The sequence below is a fragment of the Embleya scabrispora genome, assembly GCF_002024165.1.
Taxonomy (GTDB): Bacteria; Actinomycetota; Actinomycetes; order Streptomycetales; family Streptomycetaceae; genus Embleya; species Embleya scabrispora_A.
The window spans coordinates 1,786,178-1,807,134 of sequence record NZ_MWQN01000001.1; the positions used below are offsets into that span (position 1 = coordinate 1,786,178).

Here is a 20,957-nt window from a genome sequence, read left to right on the forward strand (position 1 = left end):
CGTGGACGGACCGTTTCCGTGGCTCGCCCTGCTGATCGGGCTCGGCCTGGCGGGCGGCACGCGCACGCTGCGGCGGCGGCTGCGCGCGCTGCCCATGCTGACCACCACGCCGACCGAAGGCGGACAGACCGGCGCCTGGACCTGCATATCCGCGACCGGTGCCCACCCGGACGAGGCCACAATCCGTGCGGCGGTCGCCCACGCCGAGCAGCACGACCTGCTCCTGCTCGATCTGGTTCCCGGCGATCTGCCCAGCGACGAACTGCTCACCCTGCTGGGCCGGTTGGACCCGCACCGCATTCACCGCGACCCCCTCGCCCGCGGCCGAGGCGCGGGCCACGCGCTGATCGTGCACGAGGACGTGCTGCGCCGAGCCGCCGTACCGGCCGACGACCCGGTCGATCCCGACGCCCCCGAACTGATCGAACTCATCGCCCGACTCAAGCCGTTCGCCGCACACGGCACCGGCCACGCGGTCGCGCCCGCGTTGTCCGCGACGCGTCCCGACCCCGCGCTGCGCAAACGTCGGCTGCGGGCGAACGGGGTGCCGGTGTGGCCGACCCTGATCGGCAACCTGGGTGAGGCCGCCGCGTACGCGGGCGCGGGTGTGACCAGCCCGTTCTGGGGTGCGGTCGTCTTCCTGGCCATGTGGGCGCAGCCCTTCGCCGTGGTCGCCGGCCACTCGCCGGTGCGGCCGCGCGACCTGGGCCGGGCCGGCGCGCTGCGTCCGTTCCTGGCCGTGCCGCGCTGGCTCCGCGCGGTCGCCGGGCCCCGTCCGACCGCTGCGCCCGAGCGGCCGGCGCCGGATCCGGCGGCGCTGCGCCCGGCGTACGAACGCAGCGTCGCCGACGGCCTCGACGCCTTCTTCGAGGAACGGCGGGACACCTGCCCGTGGTGCGGCTCGGACCGGCTCGCCGTGCACCGCCGGGTTCGCGACCACCTTCAGGGCAAGCCGGGCCGCTTCACCCTCGAACGGTGCCGGGACTGCACCCACGTCTTCCAGAACCCGCGCCTGTCTCTCGCCGGACTGGACTACTACTACCGCGACTTCTACGACGGCCTCGGCGGCGCGGGCGCCGAGGCGCTGTTCGGCACCATGTCGCGGACCTACCGCGCCCGTGCCGAACTGCTGCGCCGGCACACACCGGAGGACTCCGGACCGCGCGCCTGGCTGGACGTGGGCACCGGCCACGGGCACATGTGCGTGGTCGGCCGCACCGTGCTCCCGGACACCGTCTTCGACGGCCTCGACATGGGCGACGGGGTCGCCGAGGCCGAGCGGCGCGGCTGGATCCGGACCGGGTATCGCGGCCAGTTCCCGGAGCTGGCCGACGACCTGGCGGGCGGCTACGACGCGGTCGGCATGCACCACTACCTGGAACACACCCGCGATCCGCTCGCCGAACTCGACGCCGCCGCCAAGGTCCTGGTCCCCGGCGGCCGGCTGCTGATCGAACTGCCCGATCCGCAGTGCCGGTACGGCCGGCTGCTGCGCGGCCTGTGGCTGCCGCTGTTCCAGCCCCAGCACCAGCACCTGATGCCCTGGCGCAACCTCGAAGGCGCGCTCCACGCGCGGGGGTTCACCGTGCTGGCCCGCGAACACGGCCGGGCGCACCAGGGCAACGACTTCACCGGCGCGGTCTCCCAGGCCCTCACCGCACTCGGACCCGACCCCGCCATGCCATGGGTCCCCGGCGGCCCGACCCCGCTGCGCCGGGCCCGCCGGATCGCGCTGGTCACGCTCTCCGTGCCGTGCTTCGTCGCGGCCGTACTGCTGGACGCCGTCGGCGCGGTCCTCGCTCGCGTGGCGGGCGAACACGGCATGAGCAACGCCTACCGTCTCCTCGCCCGAAAGGATCCGGGATGACCCGCCCGCACAGCGGCCCGCCGACCGCGGCGGCGTTGCCCACCGCTCGCGGTGCGGCGCCCGTGCTGCGCCTGGTGCCGTTCGCCTTCACGCAGGCCTTCGGCCGACCGCCGGCCGGGGTCTGGTCCGCGCCGTACGTGCTGCGCCGGTCCGGCTCACGGGCCGGACCGGGCGCCGCCGTGGCGCTGTCCTGGCGGGTGGTGGTCGCCGCCGCGCCGCGCGCAGACGGGAGGTTGCGGCTCGGCTCGATCGACCGGCCGGACGAGGGCGTCGAGGTGGACCCGAGAGGCGACGTCGGCCCGGTCCCGGAGTGGGCCCGCCCGGTGCTCGCGGGCATCACCGGGGCGGGCGGGCTCGATCTGCTGGTACACGCCGACCTGCCGGAGTGCACGGGGCTGTCCGCGGCCGTCCCGCTGGCCTGTACGGCGGCGCTGATCGAGGCGGCGTTCCACGACCCGGAGCCGGGCGACGCCCACCGGTCCCGCATCCGGCTCACCGATCCGCCGCTGGGCGCGGTGGCGCTGTTCGCCAGGGCCGGGCACGTGATGGTGTTCGGGGACGGCACCGGCGCGCCGAGCCACGTGCCGTTCGACCCGGCCGGGCTCGGCCTGCGCTTCGTCCTGGCGGTACCTCGGCGGGCGGGCGGCGGGCCGACCACGGTATCGACCACGGGACCGACCGCCGGGCCCGTCGGCAACGCCCTGGCCGCCGGCGCGATCGAGGCCCGCCCGCTGCCGGGCGCGGACGGGTCCACGATCGCGGTGGTGCCCGGCGCCGCGCTCGCGGCCGTCCGCCGGGCGCTGGTGCACACCTACACCCGCGCCGGCGAACCGGCCCCGCGCGTCCTCAGCGCCGCACTCGGATCCCCCTGCGCCCGGGTCGCATAGGCCGACCCGGGCGCGGGGGCTCACACGTACTCGATCTCCTGGACCCCCTGGCGTCGGGAGTAGTCGAGCAACGTGCGCACCTCGCGGCTGATCGGGCCGCGCCCGCGCACCATGCCGACCGTCCGGATCAGCCTCGGGCTCATCGACCGCACGGCCACACTCGACGCGAACGGCTGGGCCAGATCGGCGTACCAGAGCACCGATCCGTGCCCGGCCACCACGCACGGGATCCAGGCCCCTCGGTCGTCCGTCTCCATCGCCACCGTCGGCCGCACCCCGGCGGTGGCGAACAACATCTCGAAGTCGGCCCGCCGCGCGCTGCGCCGGGACGGCAGGATCATCGGCAACTCCTCCAGGTCCGTCCAGGAGACCGGATCCGGCAGCCGGGTGTCCTTCGGCGAGACCAGCACCACCTCGTACGAGCGCAGCGGCAACACCTCGAAGCCTCCGGGGGCCGGCAGGTCCACCATCGCGATGTCGGTCGTCCCCGAACGCAGCGACGCGAACAGCGCCTCCCGGCTGTCCTGTCGGTCCACCACGATGTGCAACTCCGGGTATTTCTTGGCCAGTCCCGGCAGCAGGCAGCTGGTGCACTCGATCGCGAGCGTGGCGGTCGCGGCGAGGTGCACGGTGCCGCTGTGCGTCGGCTCCTCGACGTGCACGATGTCCTTGATCGCCTGTACGCCGCGCAGCACCTTTCGTGCGAGGTTGATCACCTGGACCCCGGCCGCCGTGGGCACGAGACCTCGGCCGACCCGGGCGAACAGGACGACGTTCAGCTCGCGTTCGAGGCTCTGCAACGACCGGGAGAGCGCGGGCTGCACGACGAACAGCTCCTGCGCGGCGCCGGTCAGACTGCCGTGCTCGGCGACGGCGATGAGGTAGCGCAACTGTTGGAGGGTCACGGGGTATCGATGCCTCCGCCCGGGAGCAGGATCTCGACCCGCTCGTGTGCCCGGGTGCGGGATGGCGCTCGGAGTGCCGCACGGTGCCTGTCGACCATGGTGTTCCTCCAGGGTGAGACGTGGTGCCGGGGGGCGACTGAAAACGGGGCGCGACATCGATGACGGAGCGACCGCGCGAGCCGGTGCGGCGCCCGGGGCGACTGCCTCGAATACCGCGCCGGCCCGCCCGGCGGTGCCGCGTTGCGCGGCGACCGGCACGGTTCGACCGGTGCGCCGTGGACGGATCGGGTAATCGACTCGTTGCAATCCGTTCGCTACGACTGTGGATCAGAACCAGTTCACGGTCCAGCGAAACGCGGCCACGGCTTTCGCCCCGGCGGAATCGGTGGCGGTCACCTCCGCCGCGAACGTCCCCACACCCCACGCCCGACCCGAGATCACACACGTCGACGCGTTCACGAACACACCCGCCGGCAGATTCCGCCCGGAACACGAATACGGCGCCGTCCCACCCGAGACCCGAAGCGCCAGACTCACCTGCTGATTGAACTTCGACGTCTGCGGCCCCGGATCGGCGATCGTCACCGTCGAGGGCCCCGGGCCGCCCGGGATCGCCTCCGGGGGCAACGGCACCATCCAGAGCGGGCTGTTCGCGCCCTCGGAGCCGACGTAGAGCGACTTGCCGTCGGGGGCGTACATCAACGACTCGCCCTGGGTCGTGCTCGGCGCGGCGAACTTGGCGAGTTGTTGTCCGGGCGCCGAATACACGGTGATGTCCGAGTAGTTGCGGATCGCGAACGAGCGTCCGTCGGGCGCGAACGCGCCGTCGGTCGAGGTGTCCGGTGCCGGCCCGACCCGGGTGAGTTCGTTGACCTGGTCGCTGCGCAGGCTCAGCGGCGCCTGGTAGAGCGAACCGGGCGCGCCGAAGAGTTTGCTCGCCACGTACAGGCGGTTGTCGCGCGGGTCGATCAGCGCGGTTTCCGCGTCGTGCGCGCCGTCGGCGAAGCGCAGCGGAAAGCCGGTGGCGGGCACGGTGGCGTCGGCGAGCGTCGCGGGCTCGGCGATCCGGTACAGCGTCACCTGGGTTCGGGTGCCGAGGTTGTTGCCGATGTCGGCCGCGAAGATCGCGGGGTTGCCCGCGTCGTCGGTGCCGACCGAGATCGCCTCCCAGTCGGTGTTGGTCGCGCCCGACACGTGCAACACCGCGACGGTGCGGCAGGTGTTCGTGTCGATCGCGAACACGTCGGGCGTGTTCCCGCTGTCGTTGAGCGTGTAGGCGATGCCCGGATGCCGCGAACTGGGCGCAAGGCCGCTGGATTCGCCGATACGCGCGTCGGCGAGGGTGCACCGGACGTGGGGCGGGTCGGCGGCGTGCGCGGGGGTGATGCCGACGGCCGTGGCCAGGCCCGTGGCGAGCGCGGCGGCGACGGCGGTGCGGGCGATGCGCGGGGCGCGGATGGTCCGGCGGCGACCGGGCCGTGGGGCGGCGCCGATCGGGGGACGGGTTTTCGGTGGGGTCGCGGAACGTGATCTGTTCATGTTTCCAGGAGATGAGGCCGTTCTCACCCGCGTCCAATACCGGTCCGGCATGCATTCATGACGGAACGACATGGCTGCTTCGGCGGCGCACCGCTTCGGCATCGATACATGCGCGCCGGGTCGGCATACGACCGGCGATCGCCGCGCCGACCGGCCGAGCGGGCGTGCCGTCGGGCCAGTTCAGGCGCCTTGCGCCGCGCGGAATCCGGCTCTCGCTCGGTGGACGAGGGCCGACTCCCCGGTGCGCGGCGGGCGTTGTTTCGTCCGGTCGCCGAATCCACGCTGCGGTTCCGCTTCGTCCACGCCAAGGAGGCGCCAGGTCATGGCCCACTTCCGATCCGGGTCCCGGTCGACGGCCCGGGGCAAACCCCGATCCGCCACCCTCGTCGCATTGTCCGTCGGGTTCGTACTCGGCGCGATCGCCGGTGTCACCGTCCCCGCCTCGGCCGGTCCGTCCGAGCGGGTGCCGGCCGCTCGCACATCCGCCGCCGCGATCCCGCGCTACGACCACGTGGTGGTCGTCGTGCACGAGAACGCCAACCAGGAGGAGATCATCGGCAGTTCGCAGGCGCCGTATCTCAACCAACTGGCCGCCGGCGGTGCCTCCCTGACCGACTTCCACGGCGAGACGCACCCCAGTCAGCCCAACTACCTGGCGATGTTCTCCGGTTCCACCCAGGGCGTCACCGGCGACGAGTGTCCGCCGCCGGGTGCGCCGTACAGCGCGGACAACCTCGCCCGGCAGCTGATCGACGTCGGTGCCACATGGGGCAGTTACAACGAGGACTGGTCGGCGGCCAACCCCGGCGCGTGTACGAGCGGTTCGTACGCGCGCAAGCACAACCCGTGGTTGTCCTTCGCCAACGTGCCCGCCGCCACCACGTATCCGATGACCGCGTTCCCGACGGATTACGCCGGCTTGCCCACGGTCTCCTACGTGGTGCCCAACCTGTGCAACGACATGCACGACCGTCTGTTCAACCCGGCGTGCGGGATCTCCACCGGGGACACCTGGACCAGGAACAAGCTGAGCGGCTACGCGGAATGGGCCAAGACGCACAACAGCCTGCTGGTGGTCACGTGGGACGAGGACAACTTCCGCAGCGAGAACCGGATCGCGACCATCCTGTACGGCGCGCACGTCAAGCCCGGACAATACGCGGGCCGCAAGGACCACTACAGCCTGCTGCGCACCTTCGAGGACATGTACGGCACCCGGCGCTCCGGCCAGGCGTCGACCGCGACCCCGATCACCGAGGTGTGGGACGACGGTGGTCCGTCGCCGGTGTCGGTGGTGGATCCGGGGGCGCAGTCGGGTGTGGTGGGTGTGCCGGTGTCGTTGGCGGTGCGGGTGCAGGGTGGGACGGGCCCGTACACGTGCGCCTTCCGGGGTCTGCCGGCCGGGTTGTCCGCTGCCGGTGGTGGGTGTGCGGTGTCGGGTTCGCCCACTGTGCCGGGGAGTTCGACGGTGACGGTGTCGGCGACGGACGGCCTGGGCGCGGTGTCGGCGCCGGTTTCCTTCGGGTGGACGGTGACCTCGACGCCTTCCGGTGGGGTGACGATCGCCGATCCGGGGCCGCAGACGTCGAAGTTCAATCAGCAGGTGAGTCTGGCGCTTCGGGTCTCGGGTGGGACGGCGCCGTATTCGTGTTCCGGGCGGAATCTGCCGGCGGGTGTGTTCGTGAACGCGTCGACGTGTGTGATCTCGGGTCGGGCGTGGGGTGTGGGGACGTTCGCGGCGGAGGTGACCGCCACCGATTCCGCCGGGGCGAAAGCCGTGGCCGCGTTTCGCTGGATCGTGAACTGGTTCTGATGGTCGTCGAGTTCCGGCCCTGAGCCGATACCGATCGCTCGACGCGTCGAGCGGTGTGGGTGTCGAGGGCTCGAAACGGCCCTCGGCGCCCACCACTTCCCTTGCTCCTTCCCGTGCCCGGCCGCCCGGAGGTTCCGGATGTATCTGTCGTCCAGCCGTTCCGCCGACCTCGCGTCCGGTACGCGTGATTCGAGGGCGCAGGCTCCGCCGCCCACCGGGCGTCGCGTACGGCGGGTCGCGCCCGTGGTGCTCGTCCTAGGCGTGGTCTCGCTGGTGACCGACGTCTCGGCCGAGATGGTCACCGCGGTGCTCCCGGTGTATCTCGTGCTCGGACTCGGGCTCTCCCCCATGGCGTTCGGCATGCTCGATGGGCTGTACAACGGCGCGACCGCGGCATCGCGGCTGCTCGGCGGGCATGTCGCGGACCGATTCCGCCGACACCGCACGGTCGCCGCGGTCGGCTACGGGATCTCGGCGGGATGCAAACTGCTGCTGCCGGCCGCAGGCGGGGTCGCGGCGATCGGCGGGGTGCTCGCGGCGGATCGGGCGGGCAAGGGGCTGCGGACCGCGCCGCGCGACGCGTTGATCTCGATGGCCGCGCCGCCGGATGCGCAGGGGCGGGCGTTCGGGGTGCATCGGGCGATGGACACGGCGGGGGCGCTGTTCGGGCCGCCGGTGGCGCTCGCGGTGTTGTGGGTGACGGCCGACGCGTACGACGCGGTGTTCGTACTGAGCTTCTGCTTCGCCGCGTTCGGGCTGCTGGTGCTGCTGCTGTTCGTCCGCGAACCGGCCGGTGGTATCGGCAGGTTCGAGGTGAGGCGCGCGCCGGTGCGACTGCGGGACGCGGCGGCGGTGTTGCGGGTGCCGGGCTTCGCCCGGGTGTGTACGGCCGCGCTGCTGCTCGGCGCGGCGACCGTCGGGGACGCGATGGTGTACCTGCTGCTGCAACGGCACACCGACCTGTCGCCGCACCTGTTCCCGCTGTTGCCGCTGGGCACCGCGCTGGTCTTCCTGCTGTGCGCGGTTCCGGCCGGCACCGCCGGGGACCGGTACGGGCGCGGCCGGGTCTTCCTGGCCGGTCATGTCGCGCTGCTCTGCGGCTACCTGGTGCTGCTCGCGCCGCTGCCGGATCGGGCGTTGATCGTGGCCGTCCCGACCCTGCTCGGGTTGTTCTACGCGGGCACCGACGGCGTCCTGATGGCGCTTGCCGCACCGGCCGCACCGGCCGAATTGCGCGGCGGGGCGCTGGCGTTGGTACAGACCGGACAGGCGGGCGGACGGGCGCTGGGCGCGGCCGGGTTCGGCGCGGCGTGGACCCTGTACGGCCCGCACACCGCCGTGCTGCTCGCCGCCGCCGGGCTGGCCCTCGCCCTGCTCGCCGCCCTCGCGCTGCTGGCCGGCGGCACGCTCGCCCCGGGCTCCGGCGCCGAATCGAAGGGGGCCTCCCGATGACCCGTACCGCGCGCCTGACCGTGCTCACCGTGGTCACCGCCCTGCTCGTCGGCCTCGCCGTGCTGTACACCCTGCGCGCGGCGGGCGACGGGCGCGCGGGGCGGGACGGCGACTACACGGCGCTGAGCCTGGACCGTCCGGGCCGGATCGTCTTCCGCAGCACCGCCGCCGACGCCGGCCGGGACCACCTCGCGGCGGTCGACGCGGCGCGCCCCGGTGAGCCGCGGGCCGTGGCCGCGCGCGGTTGCCTGGTCTTCCACGCCGCCCACGGCACGGGGGTGTGCCTCCAGCCGGCCCGGTTGGCGCTCGGCACCTACGACGCCGTGCTCCTGGACGCGAATCTGCGCGAGACGAGCCGGCGCGCGCTGGCGGGCACCCCCTCACGCGCCCGGGTCTCGCCGAGCGGCCGACTGGTCGCGTGGACGTCGTTCGTCAACGGCGAGTCGTACGCGGGCCTGAACTTCTCCACCCGGACCGCGATCCTGGACACCCGCGGCGGCCGACTCGACGACAACCTGGAGTCGTACACGCTGCGCCGAGGCGACGAGACGGTCCGCTCCCCCGACGTCAACGTGTGGGGCGTGACCTTCGCGGCCGACGACAACACCTTCTACGCGACGGTGGCCACCGGCGGCCACACCTGGCTGGCCCGCGGCGACGTGGCCGCCCGTACGCTGCGCACGGTGCGTGAGAACGCCGAATGCCCGTCGTTGTCCCCCGACGGCACGCGCGTCGCGTACAAGAAGCGCGTCCCGGGCGCGGACGCCGACCGCCCGTGGCACCTGTTCGTGCTGAACCTGGCCACCAACGTCGAAACCCCGCTCGCCGAAACGCGAACTCTCGACGACCAGGCGGAATGGCTCGACGCGGAACGGGTGGCGTACAGCCTGCCGGGCGACCTGCGCGGCGACATCTGGACGGTGCGCGCCGACGGAACGGGCCGTCCGAACCTGCTGATCCCGCACGCCCTGTCCCCGGCCGTCCTGCGCGGCTGAGTTTCCGCGACCCGCAGGCGGCGCAGGCTCCGAGCGAAACGGAAGATCGAACCGTCGGAGGTAGGGCATGTCGGTGTTGAAGGGCAAGTCGGCGGTGGTCACGGGCGGCTCGCGCGGGATCGGGCGGGCGGTGGTGGAGCGGCTGGCCGGGGACGGCGCGGAGGTGGTGTTCGGCTACGTCAAGGACGAGGCCGCCGCCGAGGCGGTGGTCGCCGCGGTCGAGGCCGCGGGCGGCCGAGCCCGGGCCGTCCAGGTCGACCTGGGCGAACCGGGCGCGGCGGAAGCCTTCATGACGACGGCCGACGAACACCTGGGCGGCCTGGACATCCTGGTCAACAACGCCGCGACGGGCACCGCCTCGACCCCGATCGCCGAGCTGACGGAGCAGGAGTTCGACCACGTCCTGTCCGTCAACACGAGGGCCCCCTTCCTGACCATCCGCTACGCGGCCCGCCACATGCGAGACGGCGGCCGAATCATCAACGTCTCCACCCTCAACACCATCCGCCCGGTTCCCGGCATCGCGGCCTACGCGGCAAGCAAGGGCGCGCTGGAACAACTCACCAAGATTGCCGCCCACGAACTCGGCCCAAGAGGCATCACCGTCAACACGGTCGCCCCCGGCGCGACCGACACCGACCTCCTCAACGCCGCGAATTCCCCAGAGGCCCTGGCCGCCGTCCCCGCCCGAACCCCCCTACGCCGCCTCGGTCTCCCCACCGACATCGCCGACGTCATCGCCTTCCTGGCCGGCCCCCAAGCCCGCTGGCTGACCGCCCAAACCCTCCACACCAACGGCGGCCTCGGCTGACCCTCACCGAATGCCGACCGCTCGCACGAGGTCATTCACACCGACCGCACGGGGGTGGCGTTGCACGAGGTCACTCGTCAGCTTTCGCATGGAAGGCCTGTCTCGAACCTCCGCGGGCGCCTCGCGTAGCGCCGCGTTCAAGGCTTCGATGGTTTGGTCCGGCTTGCCCCAGAGCCACCATGCGCGTGCCATGTCGGTGTGCAGTCGGCCGCGCCGTTCGGGGGTGTCGAAATGCTCTGCTCGCAATTCGCGTCCGGCGTGAACGGCGGCCCCCGCGTCACCCAGTTCCCAGCGGACACCCACCTCGTACAGAGCGACCGACGCCGGTGTGACCGTGAACGTCTCCCGCCCGGTTCGAAGTGTGGGAAGTCGGTCCGCTGCTCGGCCGGCGTTCCGAATGAGTTCGAGTGCCGTCTCTCGATCGTCGGCACCGGCGGCGGTGTATGCGCATGTACACAACATCTGTGCATACACGGCGAGCTGTTCCGGGGTCCGCAGGCCCGTCTTCTCGACGCGAGCAGCCGCATCGAGGGTGACCCGGCGGGCGATGTCCTTGCGGTCCTGGTGTCGGAGCACGATGCTCAACATGCGCGCCGACGCAGCCTGCGCGAGAGGCGATCCGGATTGGTGGGCGTAGACGGTCGCCCGGTCGGCGGAGGTACGGGCCGCACCGTAGCGACCGATCTTGGACAGAAGCTGCGTGCACAGGTCGTAGCACGCGGCGAGGCGGGCCGATGCCGCCTCGTCGTCGGCCTGTTGGGCGGCGGTGTGCGCGGTTGCGAGCAGATCCGGCATGGCGGCGGCGAGTCTGGCGTGGTCACCGGTGTCGAAGTATCTGCGGGCAAGGCGTAGGCGTTGGAGCACATCGGCGGAACCTGCGGGGCCGGCGGTGGTGGGGATGGACGCCAGTGCTTCGTCGACGCCGGCCATGAGCGCCACCGGGACGGCGGCGAGCGAGGCGGTCAGCAGCGAGCGTCGGCGCATGGGATCCTCCTCGTCCCGCCGGTCGGCGGTCGGAACCACCCTAGTCCGTGACGGTTCCGTCACGCCGAGTACTGCGGCGAGGACGCGCGGTGGCATGCCCACGGCAACGGCGGCGGCTCTGACCTTCGCGAAATCGTCCTTGCCTCGCCCCGATTCGAGGCGCGAGACGGCAGACGCCGAGTAGCCGATGAGGAGTCCCAGATCCGCTTGTCGCAGACCTTTCGCGGTGCGTCCGGCCCGCAGCAGGAGCCCGATTCGACGTTCGCGGACAAGTGTTCGCACGTGCGGCGAGTCCCACAGATCTGCCATCGCGCGCCCCCGGACCGATGCAGGGAATTCCGCCCCACCGTAGCCGGAAGATCACACTCCGTCGAGAAGATGTGCAGGATCTGCACACGGCGTGCGGGACACGCACGTCACAGGCCCGGAGGCGGCTGCCGGTGCTCTGCTGGATCGGGACGGCATCTCCGCCGTCTCTCGGCTCCAGGAGGCATTCAGATGAAGCAGCCCAATGTCCACGACGCCCGGCACCCGCGTCCGGTCCTTCCGATCAACTTGGGCACCGCCGGCGCCTTGACGCGCGGTGGCACGGCAAGCGGCAGTGAGAACAAGCGGAAGGTCTACAGCTCGACGATCGGCTGATCACCACGGCTCCCGGCCCGCACCCGCAACCCGGGTGCGGGCCGACACCATCGACCCTCCCGGACCTGAAGGGAGTACGACCGAATGACGATCGTGGGCGGATTCGTCGCCAAGGAACGCCACACGCCGCTGCCGGTACCCGTGTTCGCCGAGTTGCATGAGGAACTGCCCGTATGGTCGATGCCCGACGGGCCGATGCCCGCAGGCCGAATCGCACGTTCGCCGCGGCGGGTGGTGTGTGTGATGGGCGACTGCGGAGCAGACCAGGACGCCCTGACCACCATGGCGGTACGGGGTGTACACCCCACGGACCTCACTCGATGGCCCGGCGCCTACTCGTTGATCGAGATCACCGAGACCGCGACGACGGTCCACGCAGACCTCGCCGCAGCGGTACCGATCTACTGGACGGTCGTCGCGTCCGGGCTCGCGTGGTCCACCTCGGCGCGAGTCCTGGCCGGATTGACCCGTGCCGGAGTCGACCACACATGGTTGGCGATCCGCATCCTCACCCCTGCACTCCCGGACGCCCTGGCAACCCGCACGGCGTTCGCCGGCGTGCACCGCGTACCCGCCGGCCACCGGGTCGACTTGGCACCCACGGGCACGAGCACGCAGGTGCCCGTATGGAGCGCGGACCCCACGGCCACTTACGCCGAGGCGGCATCGCGACTCGGCCGGGCCCTGACGGCCTCCGTCACCCTGCGAGTCCTGACAGAGAACGGTCGACCCACGGCCGATCTCAGCGGCGGCTTCGACTCTGTCGCCCTGACCAGGATCGGCGCGAGGGCCCTCGCCGAACGAAACCGCACCATCGGCGCCATCACCGTCCACCACAAGGACGCCGCAACCGGCGGCGACCTGGACTACGTCCCCGATGCCGCGCACCATCCCGCCATCAGGCACCACATGCTCGCGCTCGACGATCGCCACCAGCCCTACACCGACGTACACGCAGTGCTGCCCGCAACCGACGAGGCGCCGCCCGCCGCAGTGGGACACGTCTACTTCACCCACCAACTCATCACAGCCCGAGACGTATTCGACACCACCGCACACCTGACCGGCGACGGCGGGGACACCCTGCTGTGCCCGCCGCTGGTGTACCTCGCCGATCTCCTCCGCACCGGGCACCGCCGCAGCGCGGTGGTGCACGCCCTGGGCTGGGCCCACCTGCACGGCGCCCACCCGCGCCGGGTGCTGCGGCAGGCCCGGACGGCGGGTCGCACCTCGCGCTCCCTCTCGCTGCGACGCGTGGCAGACGTGCTCACCGGGGACGCCGACGTGCCCGGCGGCATCGCCCTGCTGCCCGTCGAATGTCCTCCGACGTGGGCGACCCGGGACGCCTGCGGCCTTGCCGCAGACGCCTACCTCGACGCGGCACGGGCCGCGCGGTATGAACCCTCGCTCGCCGACCGGGGGAATGCGGTCACGTGGCAGCAGATCGGCGAGATCGGCCGCACAGCCGCCGCAGACGCCCATCTCGCCTTCGCCCTCACCGGGGTTCGTCTGCACAATCCGTTCGTCGACTCCGCCGTGGTCGCTGCGGCGCTCGCGTGTCCGTCCCGTCAACGCACACGGCCCGACGCCTACAAACCCCTCCTGCTCGAGGCAATGCCCGGCCTTCTGCCGCCGTCGATCAGCGCACGGAAAACCAAGGGACAGTCAACCGATGACCACATCCGCGGCCTTCGCACGCATCTGGACGAAGTCCTGAACCTGGCCGACGGCCACCTCGCCGAACTCGCCCTCCTGGACGTCGACATGCTCGGAATCGCTGTGCGCCACACGGCAGCCGGAATCGGATCCGACCGCATCGAACCCGTCATCGCCGGCGAGATGTGGCTCCGGGCCCATCACGCAGCCCGCGTACCGACCTGGCACAACCTCCCCTCACCCGATCCGGCACCTCCGGGAACAGCGTGAATGCCCCTGTCGCCGTCGCCGCCGGCACCCATGCGGTCGACTTCGCCGGCCCCGGCGTGATCGTGCTCATGGACACCTCGGGAGGAGCCGTCCGGACCTTGATGGAACCCGCCGCCACCTGGTGGCGAACCTACGCGGCGACCGGAGACCCCCGGACCGCGGCGCACACGGCCGGCCTGACCGCAGGCGAAGCCCAGGCACTGCAGGGCGCCCTGCTCGACGCCGGAATCCTTGTCCCGGCACCACAGCCGGGACCGTGGCACGCCCCGCTGCCCGGACACGACCCCGGTCCCAGTCACGGCACCCGCACCGCCCCCACGGCACTCCCATCGGCTCCGTCGAACCGGTGCCCGGCCCGTATCGCGGCTTCCGTGAGCTTGGCGACCGCAGCGCTTACGACTCGGCTCGGACGATCCCACCGCTCGCTCGCACGACACTTGATCCTCGTCCGCGCCGTCACACGATGGAATGCGCTGCGCCGGGCACCCCAGGCCGATATGGCCACCGCTGCGGAAGCCGTGCGCACCGTCCGCCGCGTTGCCCGATGGTGCCCCACCCGTGCGGCCTGCCTCGAACAAACCACCGCCGCGCTCCTGCTCCTCGCACTCCACGGGCACGGCGCCACATGGTGCCAGGGGGTCGCGCCCGACCCGATCCGATTCCACGCGTGGATGGAGCAGACCGAGACCGGGCATTACGTCGAAGAGCCGGTGGAGACCACCGCCTACACGCCCGTTCTGCGTATCCCCGGGAGGCGATTCCCATCAGCTTGACCCGCCCCGAAATCGTGCGCGCCACCGAATCCCTGGCCATCGGGCCCAGGCGCCACGACCTGCTGGACACATACCTGCGCTGGACGAACGACCCGGTGGTCATGCGCGGCAACGGGCGCTTCGAGCCGGAGGAACGTGAAGTGCTCCGCGCCGCACTCGACGTCATGATTTCGGGGCCCAACGCTCACTTCACCGTGTACGACCGCCTTCGCACGGATCCTCACGAGGGGCCGCTTCCGATCGGCACCGCGACCTTGTCCATCGACCGCCCCGTCGCAGCGGCCGAGTTCTTCATCACCCTGGGCGAGGAAGGCCGCGGCCGAGGACTCGCGGCCCCCGCCACCCGTCTGGTACTCGACTTCGCCTTCGAGGAAGCCGGCTTGGAGAACGTGTTCCTCGCGGTCTTGGAACCGAACGTGGCGGCGATCCGGGCCTACACGCGAGCGGGATTCCAACGCATCGGCCACCGCCGCCGCAGTGCGCTGTGGGCCGGCAGTCGGGTGGACGAAGTCCTGATGGACGCCATCCCGACGTCGTTGGAACCGGCCTGAATGGCCGACTGGGTCAAGCCGAGTCGCTCTGGGGTGGGAGTGCGGACACGAATGGGTGGTCCCGGCCGGTGGGGCCGACCTTTGCGCTGCCGCCGGGGTCGCCGAGGGTGGTGAAGAACTCGGCGTTGACGTCGGTGAAGTGCCGCCACTCCTCCGGCATGTCGTCCTCGAAGTAGATTGCTTCGACGGGACACACCGGCTCGCACGCGCCGCAGTCGGTGCACTCGTTCGGCTGGATGTAGAGCATGCGTTTTCCCTCGTAGATGCAGTCGAGGGGGCATTCCTCCATGCATGCCTTGTCGGTGACGTCCACACAGGGCAAAGCGATCACATATGTCATCGAACTGCGGTCCCTTCCAGGTCGTTCGTACCGTTGCGACGCGGCCGACCGTATGACCTCAAGTAATGTTGAGGTCAACAGAAGGGCTGCCCATGACGAGCTACCGTTCCGGTGAGGTTCGGGCCCGCCCGGACGACTGGTTGACCATCGGCGAGGTGAGTACCCGGACCGGGGCGGCCGTCTCCGCTCTGCGGTTCTACGAGGAGCTGGGCCTGATCGCGTCCGAACGCGACGACCGCAACCAGCGCCGCTACCCGCGCCACATGCTGCGCCGAGTCGCGTTGATCTCGGTGGCCAAGCGAATCGGTATCCCGTTGCAGGACCTCCGGGAGGCGTTCGCCGATGTGCCGCTCGACCGTCCGCCCAGCCACCAGGAGTGGCAGCGCGCCTCGCGCGGTTGGAAGCGTCGACTGGAGGAGCGCCGGCAGACCATCGAGCGGCTTGAGGCCGAGCTGACCGGGTGCATCGGCTGCGGATGCCTGTCGATGAAGGCGTGCGCTTTGCTGAACCCGGGCGACACGCTCGGCGAAGAGGGTGTCGGACCCCGACGCGTGTGAGAGGCCGCCGTCCTAGACGAGGGCCTGTTCGTGGGCCTGGGTGGCGGAGATGAGGCCGGCCAAAGAGGTGCGGGTTTCCGCGAGCGCGGAGATCCGGTTGTCCAGACCTTCGAGGTGTTCCTGAAGGGTCTCCAGCGTGCATTCCGCGATCGTGCCGTCTTGGCGAATGCACGGCTGCAGGTCGCGGATGACGCGGGTCGGCAGGCCGGCGTCCAACAGCGCCCGAATGCGCCGGACCACGGCGGGGGCGCCGTCGCCGTAGCGGCGGTGGCCACTGTCGAGGCGGTCGGGCTCCAGAAGGCCCTGCTCCTCGTAGTAGCGCAGCAGACGGACCGGGGTGCCAGTAGCAGCGGCGAGCTCACCGATCTTCATGTGCTGCTCCTCACATCTCCTTGAATCTCACATCGATGTGAGATCTTAGCGTGGGGTCATGACGAACACGGATCGCCCCCTGGCCCTCTACGGTTTCCTGCGCCCCAGGCCGGAGTACGCGGACGAAGTCCGGCGCGCCCTCTCTTCTTTCGTGGAACCCACCCGGCAAGAGCCGGGCAACCTGGAGTACCACCTCCACGAGCACGAGGACGGCCGCTTCTTCCTCTACGAGGTCTGGCGCTCCCAGGAAGACCTGGACCGACACAACGCGCTGCCGTCGCTGCGCGCCTTCCTGGACAACCTGTCGACCTACCTGGAGGAAGCCCCGGAGGCCTACTTCGACACCATGCTCAGCCCATACGCCGAGCCCGACCCGATCCCCGCCTGAGCCACACGCCGCACATGCAAGGCGCTCGACCGACAACCCGGTCGAGCGCCTTGCATGTGTTCACCCCAACCGCGCGTCAGACCGCACGCAGCGTCGACACCAACGCCGACCAAGCGCCCGGGGCAACAACGAGGTGACCAACGCTCGGGTCCTTCGAGTCCCGAATCGGCACGACCTCGAAGCCGGGGGCAACTTCCACGCAGGCACCTCCATCCCCGTTGCTGTGGGTCGACTTGCGCCACGCCGCATCGCCGAGACGGGGAACTTGGATCATGACTGCTTCTCCTTGATGACCGCCGTAATCAGGGCTGCCGACTCACCCGGCGTCAGCGCTTCGGCGCTAACCCGATCGTAGGACCGCCGACGGGCCCGCACAGTATCCGGGTCTTCGAGAAGTTGCCCGTTGACGAGCCCTTCGAGATACGCGACCTGCCCACCATCGGGCAAGCCAAGTATGATCAACGGGGCGCCCAAGGCGGCGTGTGCACCTCGGGCAAGCGGAGCAACCCGCAGGAGCGTTCGCGACGTGTCCACGAGGGGCAACAGCGCTTCGAGTTGCGCACATAGAACGGCCGAACCGCCAACCGCCCGCCTGATGACTGTTTCGTCGAGCACGGCGGAGACGTAGGGCGGGTCGGAGCTGCGCAGCCGAGCCTGACGACTCATTCGAAGATCCACCATGGACTCGATCGTGTCGGCCGTGGCATCCGGGTTCACGGCTTGGAACAGCGCACGAGCATACTCGGGGGTCTGCAACAGACCTGGGACTACGTACGGCGCGTACTCGGCGATCTCCCTTGCCCCGTCTTCGAGTCGCATGTAATCGCGATACCGGTTCGGCCACCGCTCATTCTTGATCATGTCCCAGAGAACGGCGAACATGCCGTGGGTTCCCATGAGTTCGTCCAACTTCGCGGGCAGCTCCGGCGGAATGGGGCTGCCGTTTTCGTAGCGAGACCATGTCGACGTCGAATAGCCGTACGCCGCCGCCATGTCGGCCAGCGTCAAGCCCATCCGTTCGCGCTGCGCCCTGATGGCGAGTCCGAACCGGTGCAAACGTTTTTCGCCATCGGGAGCTGCCTCGAAGCGCACGGGGTCACCCACCTTTCCCACAAAAAGTCGAGACGGGCGCTCACTCCAAAGTGGCTATGCGCCGCGCCACCATCGCAATACGCACAGTGAAGCGCGGACATCGTGAGGAGCGCAGTCGAATGCGAGACCTGGAACCAAACGAACGCAGCCCGCAGCGTGCAGCCGGCAGTGGCCGGATGTGGCTCGCGGTCTACCGCGTCGACCAGTCGGGAACCCAGATGGTGAAGCCGCCCGAACTGTTCACCGGCGGGCTCTCTTCGTGGCCGTTCGGCGACGGATCCATGTCCACGAACCCGCCGTGCACGTGCTCGCCGGATTGCCGTTACCCGGGTTCCGGCATGCCGCCGCGCACAACCTCGTGACTCGATGCCCCACGTCCGGGAAGGACGCCGACAACTTGAGGCATTCTTTTGCCTGCGTACTCACTTGGGCGCGGCGACTCTTGGCCCCCGCGTCCCACGACCGGCCCGGGGCCCGGGCCGAGCGAGCCCCGCTAGCGGGCGGGCCCTCCGCGCCGGAGCCGGCGGACCGGCGAAGCGGGTGGCGGGACTTCGTGCCGCCGGAACCGGCCGGCGACGATCCGCCCGTGCTGGACTCGGCGACGGTGGTGCCGCCGTACCTGATGACGCCGGGCGAACTCGCCGCGCGGCGCCGACGCTTCGCCGAAGCGGGCGCGGCCGAAGGGCCGGTGCCGGCCGACACCCGCGCGCGGCCCGCCCGCGACTGGGCCGTGGCCGCGCGCGCGGCGGGGGTGATGGCGTGATGCGGGCGGCCGGCCGCCCGCGTTCAGGACCGCCGGTGCACCACGCGCGCCGACGTCTGGTCCCGGGCCAGCACCGTCATCGCGTCGATGTTCACATGTGGCGGCCGGGTCGCCACCCACCCCACGCACTCCGCGATGTCCTGGGCCACCAGCGGCGTCATCCCCGCGTACACCGCCGACGCGCCCTCGGCGTCCCCGCCGAGCCGGTTCAGCGTGAACTCGGTCTCGACCATGCCCGGATCGATCTGGCACACCCGCACCGGCTGCCCGCGCAGTTCGAGCCGCAACACCCGCGTCATCGCCGTCACCGCGTGCTTGGCCGCGTTGTACCCGGCGCCGCCCTCGTACGGCTCCCGCCCCGCCACCGAGCCGATCGTGATCACCTGACCGTCGCCGGAGGCGATCAGCAGCGGCAAAAACGCCTTCGTCACCCGCAACGTCCCGAGCACATTCGTCTCGTACATCGCCGTCCACGCCGCCTCGTCGGCCTCCGCGACCGACTCCGTGCCGCGCGCGAAGCCCGCGTTGTTGACCAGCACGTCACACCGCTCCACCTCGGCGGCGAACGCGGCGACCGAGTCCGGATCGGCGACATCCAGCGGCAGCGCCCGGCCCCTTCCGGCGCAGCGCGCGACCACCTCCTCCAACCGGTCCTTGCGCCGCGCGCCGAGCACGACCTCGTAGCCCAGGCTCGCCAGATGCACGGCGGTCGCGGCGCCGATCCCGCTGCTGGCACCGGTCACCACCGCACAACCCCGGGGCGCGGAAGCGGGGTTCGCGGTCTCGTCCTGGCTCATCACGGCATTCCTCTCGTCGACGCCGACCTCCCCGCACCGTATGCCGGATCGCCCCGCCGCCACATCGCCGCCCTCCGGTTCAGCCGGAGGACCCGCCCTGCCCCGACCCCCACGGCCACCCCAACCGCCCCCGCCGCTGCGGCGACGCGGCGGGCGCGGACGGCGGCGCGGAAGCGGCCTGCCCGACCGGCAACGGCGGCAGCGCCTCGCGGTCCAACCACGCCTCGAACAACGCGTCCAGCGGCCGGGAGGCGTACCGCGCCGCGTGCGCGGTGAAGTCGTCGGTGCCGACCAGCCCGTGCCGGTGTGTCGTGGCCCAGTCCCGCAACATCGCGAAGAACGCCACATCGCCCAGCGCACACCGCACCGCGTGCACGGTCAGCGCGCCCCGCCCGTAGATCCGGTCGTCGAAGATCAGCTTCGGACGCGGCGATCCCAGCAGCAGATCCTGCGGCCGCCCGCTCAGGTCGGCGTGCTCGATCGCGGCCTGCACGGCGGCGCTGCGCCCGCCCGAGCGCTCGGACCACAACCACTCCGCGTAGCGCGCGAAGCCCTCGTTCAGCCAGATGTGCCGCCAGTCGGCCAGGCCCACGCTGTTCCCGAACCACTGGTGCGCCAACTCGTGCGCGACCAGCCGTTCGGCGCCACGCGCCCCGTCCACGTGATTGGCCCCGAAGGTGGCCATCCCCTGCGCCTCGATCGGGATATCGAGGTCGTCGTCGGTGACCACCACGGTGTACTCGCCGAACGGGTACGGCCCGAACAGCTCCTCGAACAGCGTCATCATCTGCGGTTGGCGGCCGAAGTCCGACCGGAACCGGGACACCAGCCGCCCCGGCACATGCGCGACCTGCGGTACGCCCGTCCCCGGGAGCGGGACGGTCTCGTAGCGCCCGATCGAGACGGTGACCAGGTAGCTCGCGGTGGGCGCGGGCTGCTCGTAGACCCACGTGGAGTTGCCGCCCCGGCTGCTGCGGGTGAGCAGCCGGCCGCCGACCACCACGGCGTACATCGACGGCGCGGTGACCGAGATCTGGTAGGCCGCCTTGTCGTCGACCCGGTCGTTGCACGGGTACCAGGACGGCGCGCCGATCGGCTGGCCGGCCACGAGCGAGCCGTCGGTCAACTCCTCCCAGCCGACCCCGCCCCAGGGGCTGCGTACCGGCTTGGGATTGCCGACGTAGTGCACCTCGACGGTGAACGCCGCCCGGGCCCGGATCGCCGTCCCCGGCCGCACCCGCAACTTGCCCGCGCGGTGCGTGTAGCGCGCCTGGTGACCATCCACGAGCACCCGACCGATGCGGAACTCGGCCAGGTCGAGCACGATCTCGCCGAGCGGGCGGTCACCGGCCACCGCGCCGATCCGGGCGCTGCCGGCCAGGCGGTTGGGGCCCGGGCGGTAGTCCAGGGTCAGCTCGTAGCGGTGTACGCGGTAGCGCGGGTCGCCGTGTGTGGCGAAGTACGCCTCGCCGGCACCCGAGCGCGGCCCCTGGTCGCTCACCG

At 71.2% G+C, this 20,957-nt stretch carries 23 protein-coding genes and 1 pseudogene; 14 read left to right on the forward strand and 10 right to left on the reverse strand.

Going from position 1 to position 20,957, the window contains the following annotated elements; genetic code table 11:
- The first annotated feature begins 1 nt into the window (after position 1).
- Positions 2-1,867, forward strand: coding sequence for a class I SAM-dependent methyltransferase (locus tag B4N89_RS07730; protein ID WP_143657890.1), 1,866 nt, complete (start codon positions 2-4; stop codon positions 1,865-1,867).
- Positions 1,864-2,754: a hypothetical protein gene (locus B4N89_RS07735; RefSeq protein ID WP_078975143.1), complete on the forward strand. Its 891-nt coding sequence runs from the start codon at positions 1,864-1,866 to the stop codon at positions 2,752-2,754. Before B4N89_RS07730 ends, B4N89_RS07735 begins: the two co-directional genes overlap by 4 nt.
- Positions 2,755-2,774: 20 nt before the next feature.
- Here B4N89_RS07735 and B4N89_RS07740 read toward each other — a convergent pair whose 3' ends face one another.
- Together B4N89_RS07740 and B4N89_RS49675 are read right to left on the reverse strand one after the other, a co-directional pair.
- Positions 2,775-3,659 (reverse strand): LysR family transcriptional regulator, encoded by an 885-nt coding sequence (locus tag B4N89_RS07740; RefSeq protein WP_161500664.1) that lies wholly within the window; start codon positions 3,657-3,659, stop codon positions 2,775-2,777.
- A gap of 327 nt (positions 3,660-3,986) precedes the next feature.
- Positions 3,987-5,198, reverse strand: a complete 1,212-nt coding sequence (locus tag B4N89_RS49675; protein WP_078975147.1) for a putative Ig domain-containing protein — start codon at positions 5,196-5,198, stop codon at positions 3,987-3,989.
- A gap of 322 nt (positions 5,199-5,520) precedes the next feature.
- Here B4N89_RS49675 and B4N89_RS07750 point away from each other — a divergent pair, with 322 nt between their 5' ends.
- From B4N89_RS07750 to B4N89_RS07765, 4 genes are all read left to right on the forward strand, one after another.
- Positions 5,521-7,011: an alkaline phosphatase family protein gene (locus B4N89_RS07750; RefSeq protein WP_078975149.1), complete on the forward strand. Its 1,491-nt coding sequence runs from the start codon at positions 5,521-5,523 to the stop codon at positions 7,009-7,011.
- Between the two features lie 138 nt (positions 7,012-7,149).
- Positions 7,150-8,463, forward strand: coding sequence for an MFS transporter (locus B4N89_RS07755; protein ID WP_078975151.1), 1,314 nt, complete (start codon positions 7,150-7,152; stop codon positions 8,461-8,463).
- Complete coding sequence (locus B4N89_RS07760) at positions 8,460-9,458, forward strand: TolB family protein (protein WP_078975153.1); 999 nt, start codon at positions 8,460-8,462, stop codon at positions 9,456-9,458. The genes B4N89_RS07755 and B4N89_RS07760 overlap by 4 nt, the downstream gene beginning before the upstream one ends.
- Before the next feature lie 67 nt (positions 9,459-9,525).
- On the forward strand, positions 9,526-10,269 hold the full coding sequence (locus tag B4N89_RS07765; RefSeq protein ID WP_078975155.1) for a glucose 1-dehydrogenase: 744 nt from the start codon (positions 9,526-9,528) through the stop codon (positions 10,267-10,269).
- A 3-nt stretch (positions 10,270-10,272) separates the two neighbouring features.
- Here B4N89_RS07765 and B4N89_RS52955 read toward each other — a convergent pair whose 3' ends face one another.
- Both B4N89_RS52955 and B4N89_RS52960 read right to left on the reverse strand, forming a co-directional pair.
- Positions 10,273-11,064 (reverse strand): transcriptional regulator, encoded by a 792-nt coding sequence (locus B4N89_RS52955; protein ID WP_321170728.1) that lies wholly within the window; start codon positions 11,062-11,064, stop codon positions 10,273-10,275.
- Positions 11,065-11,337: 273 nt separating this feature from the next.
- Positions 11,338-11,562: pseudogene (locus tag B4N89_RS52960) on the reverse strand (helix-turn-helix domain-containing protein); the annotation flags it as partial.
- A 189-nt stretch (positions 11,563-11,751) separates the two neighbouring features.
- On the opposite strand from B4N89_RS52960, the gene B4N89_RS49680 reads away from it, so the two are divergent.
- From B4N89_RS49680 to B4N89_RS07785, 4 genes are all read left to right on the forward strand, one after another.
- The gene (locus tag B4N89_RS49680) at positions 11,752-11,895 is read left to right on the forward strand and encodes an albusnodin family lasso peptide (RefSeq protein WP_161500665.1); all 144 of its coding nucleotides are present in this window, start codon (positions 11,752-11,754) and stop codon (positions 11,893-11,895) included.
- An 84-nt stretch (positions 11,896-11,979) separates the two neighbouring features.
- The gene (locus tag B4N89_RS07775; RefSeq protein ID WP_078975159.1) at positions 11,980-13,821 is read left to right on the forward strand and encodes an albusnodin/ikarugamycin family macrolactam cyclase; all 1,842 of its coding nucleotides are present in this window, start codon (positions 11,980-11,982) and stop codon (positions 13,819-13,821) included.
- Between the two features lie 101 nt (positions 13,822-13,922).
- Entirely contained in the window at positions 13,923-14,594 is a 672-nt protein-coding gene (locus B4N89_RS53330; RefSeq protein WP_414646407.1) for a lasso peptide biosynthesis B2 protein, read from the forward strand.
- Positions 14,591-15,145, forward strand: coding sequence for a GNAT family N-acetyltransferase (locus tag B4N89_RS07785; RefSeq protein WP_201260808.1), 555 nt, complete (start codon positions 14,591-14,593; stop codon positions 15,143-15,145). The genes B4N89_RS53330 and B4N89_RS07785 overlap by 4 nt, the downstream gene beginning before the upstream one ends.
- 13 nt (positions 15,146-15,158) lie before the next feature.
- On the opposite strand, the gene fdxA is transcribed toward B4N89_RS07785, so the two are convergent.
- Positions 15,159-15,485, reverse strand: a complete 327-nt coding sequence (gene fdxA, locus B4N89_RS07790; RefSeq protein WP_078975165.1) for a ferredoxin — start codon at positions 15,483-15,485, stop codon at positions 15,159-15,161.
- 92 nt (positions 15,486-15,577) lie between these two features.
- Here fdxA and soxR point away from each other — a divergent pair, with 92 nt between their 5' ends.
- Positions 15,578-16,042 carry a redox-sensitive transcriptional activator SoxR gene (soxR, locus tag B4N89_RS07795; protein ID WP_078975167.1) on the forward strand — a complete coding sequence of 155 codons (465 nt, stop codon included), beginning with the start codon at positions 15,578-15,580 and terminating at the stop codon, positions 16,040-16,042.
- A gap of 12 nt (positions 16,043-16,054) precedes the next feature.
- On the opposite strand, the gene B4N89_RS07800 is transcribed toward soxR, so the two are convergent.
- Positions 16,055-16,414, reverse strand: a complete 360-nt coding sequence (locus B4N89_RS07800; protein WP_078975169.1) for a MerR family transcriptional regulator — start codon at positions 16,412-16,414, stop codon at positions 16,055-16,057.
- A 58-nt stretch (positions 16,415-16,472) separates the two neighbouring features.
- Between B4N89_RS07800 and B4N89_RS07805 the strand changes: the two genes are divergently transcribed.
- On the forward strand, positions 16,473-16,802 hold the full coding sequence (locus B4N89_RS07805) for a putative quinol monooxygenase (protein WP_078975171.1): 330 nt from the start codon (positions 16,473-16,475) through the stop codon (positions 16,800-16,802).
- 76 nt (positions 16,803-16,878) lie between these two features.
- On the opposite strand, the gene B4N89_RS07810 is transcribed toward B4N89_RS07805, so the two are convergent.
- On the reverse strand, positions 16,879-17,076 hold the full coding sequence (locus B4N89_RS07810; protein ID WP_078975173.1) for a DUF397 domain-containing protein: 198 nt from the start codon (positions 17,074-17,076) through the stop codon (positions 16,879-16,881).
- A complete protein-coding gene (locus B4N89_RS07815; protein ID WP_143657892.1) occupies positions 17,073-17,894 on the reverse strand; it encodes a helix-turn-helix domain-containing protein in 822 nt (273 codons plus the stop codon). Before B4N89_RS07815 ends, B4N89_RS07810 begins: the two co-directional genes overlap by 4 nt.
- 119 nt (positions 17,895-18,013) lie before the next feature.
- Here B4N89_RS07815 and B4N89_RS07820 point away from each other — a divergent pair, with 119 nt between their 5' ends.
- A complete protein-coding gene (locus B4N89_RS07820) occupies positions 18,014-18,256 on the forward strand; it encodes a hypothetical protein (protein ID WP_143657893.1) in 243 nt (80 codons plus the stop codon).
- A gap of 224 nt (positions 18,257-18,480) precedes the next feature.
- The gene (locus B4N89_RS49690; RefSeq protein ID WP_161500667.1) at positions 18,481-18,657 is read left to right on the forward strand and encodes a hypothetical protein; all 177 of its coding nucleotides are present in this window, start codon (positions 18,481-18,483) and stop codon (positions 18,655-18,657) included.
- 23 nt (positions 18,658-18,680) lie between these two features.
- On the opposite strand, the gene B4N89_RS07830 is transcribed toward B4N89_RS49690, so the two are convergent.
- Both B4N89_RS07830 and B4N89_RS07835 read right to left on the reverse strand, forming a co-directional pair.
- Positions 18,681-19,454: an SDR family NAD(P)-dependent oxidoreductase gene (locus B4N89_RS07830; protein ID WP_078975181.1), complete on the reverse strand. Its 774-nt coding sequence runs from the start codon at positions 19,452-19,454 to the stop codon at positions 18,681-18,683.
- A 79-nt stretch (positions 19,455-19,533) separates the two neighbouring features.
- Positions 19,534-20,955, reverse strand: a complete 1,422-nt coding sequence (locus tag B4N89_RS07835) for a M1 family metallopeptidase (RefSeq protein WP_235618518.1) — start codon at positions 20,953-20,955, stop codon at positions 19,534-19,536.
- Positions 20,956-20,957: the final 2 nt, after the last annotated feature.

Excerpts from the sequence above, each read along its gene's own strand:
- B4N89_RS07760 (WP_078975153.1), top strand. The coding sequence starts at position 8,460 with ATGACCCGTACCGCGCGCCTGACCGTGCTCACCGTGGTCACCGCCCTG.
- B4N89_RS49680 (WP_161500665.1), top strand. The coding sequence starts at position 11,752 with ATGAAGCAGCCCAATGTCCACGACGCCCGGCACCCGCGTCCGGTCCTT.
- B4N89_RS07765 (WP_078975155.1), top strand. The coding sequence starts at position 9,526 with ATGTCGGTGTTGAAGGGCAAGTCGGCGGTGGTCACGGGCGGCTCGCGC.
- B4N89_RS07810 (WP_078975173.1), bottom strand. The coding sequence starts at position 17,076 with ATGATCCAAGTTCCCCGTCTCGGCGATGCGGCGTGGCGCAAGTCGACC.
- soxR (WP_078975167.1), top strand. The coding sequence starts at position 15,578 with ATGACGAGCTACCGTTCCGGTGAGGTTCGGGCCCGCCCGGACGACTGG.
- B4N89_RS07800 (WP_078975169.1), bottom strand. The coding sequence starts at position 16,414 with ATGAAGATCGGTGAGCTCGCCGCTGCTACTGGCACCCCGGTCCGTCTG.
- B4N89_RS07805 (WP_078975171.1), top strand. The coding sequence starts at position 16,473 with ATGACGAACACGGATCGCCCCCTGGCCCTCTACGGTTTCCTGCGCCCC.
- B4N89_RS07830 (WP_078975181.1), bottom strand. The coding sequence starts at position 19,454 with ATGAGCCAGGACGAGACCGCGAACCCCGCTTCCGCGCCCCGGGGTTGT.
- B4N89_RS07755 (WP_078975151.1), top strand. The coding sequence starts at position 7,150 with ATGTATCTGTCGTCCAGCCGTTCCGCCGACCTCGCGTCCGGTACGCGT.
- B4N89_RS07820 (WP_143657893.1), top strand. The coding sequence starts at position 18,014 with ATGCGAGACCTGGAACCAAACGAACGCAGCCCGCAGCGTGCAGCCGGC.
- B4N89_RS07775 (WP_078975159.1), top strand. The coding sequence starts at position 11,980 with ATGACGATCGTGGGCGGATTCGTCGCCAAGGAACGCCACACGCCGCTG.
- B4N89_RS07735 (WP_078975143.1), top strand. The coding sequence starts at position 1,864 with ATGACCCGCCCGCACAGCGGCCCGCCGACCGCGGCGGCGTTGCCCACC.
- B4N89_RS49675 (WP_078975147.1), bottom strand. The coding sequence starts at position 5,198 with ATGAACAGATCACGTTCCGCGACCCCACCGAAAACCCGTCCCCCGATC.
- fdxA (WP_078975165.1), bottom strand. The coding sequence starts at position 15,485 with ATGACATATGTGATCGCTTTGCCCTGTGTGGACGTCACCGACAAGGCA.
- B4N89_RS53330 (WP_414646407.1), top strand. The coding sequence starts at position 13,923 with ATGGAACCCGCCGCCACCTGGTGGCGAACCTACGCGGCGACCGGAGAC.
- B4N89_RS07750 (WP_078975149.1), top strand. The coding sequence starts at position 5,521 with ATGGCCCACTTCCGATCCGGGTCCCGGTCGACGGCCCGGGGCAAACCC.
- B4N89_RS52955 (WP_321170728.1), bottom strand. The coding sequence starts at position 11,064 with ATGCCGGATCTGCTCGCAACCGCGCACACCGCCGCCCAACAGGCCGAC.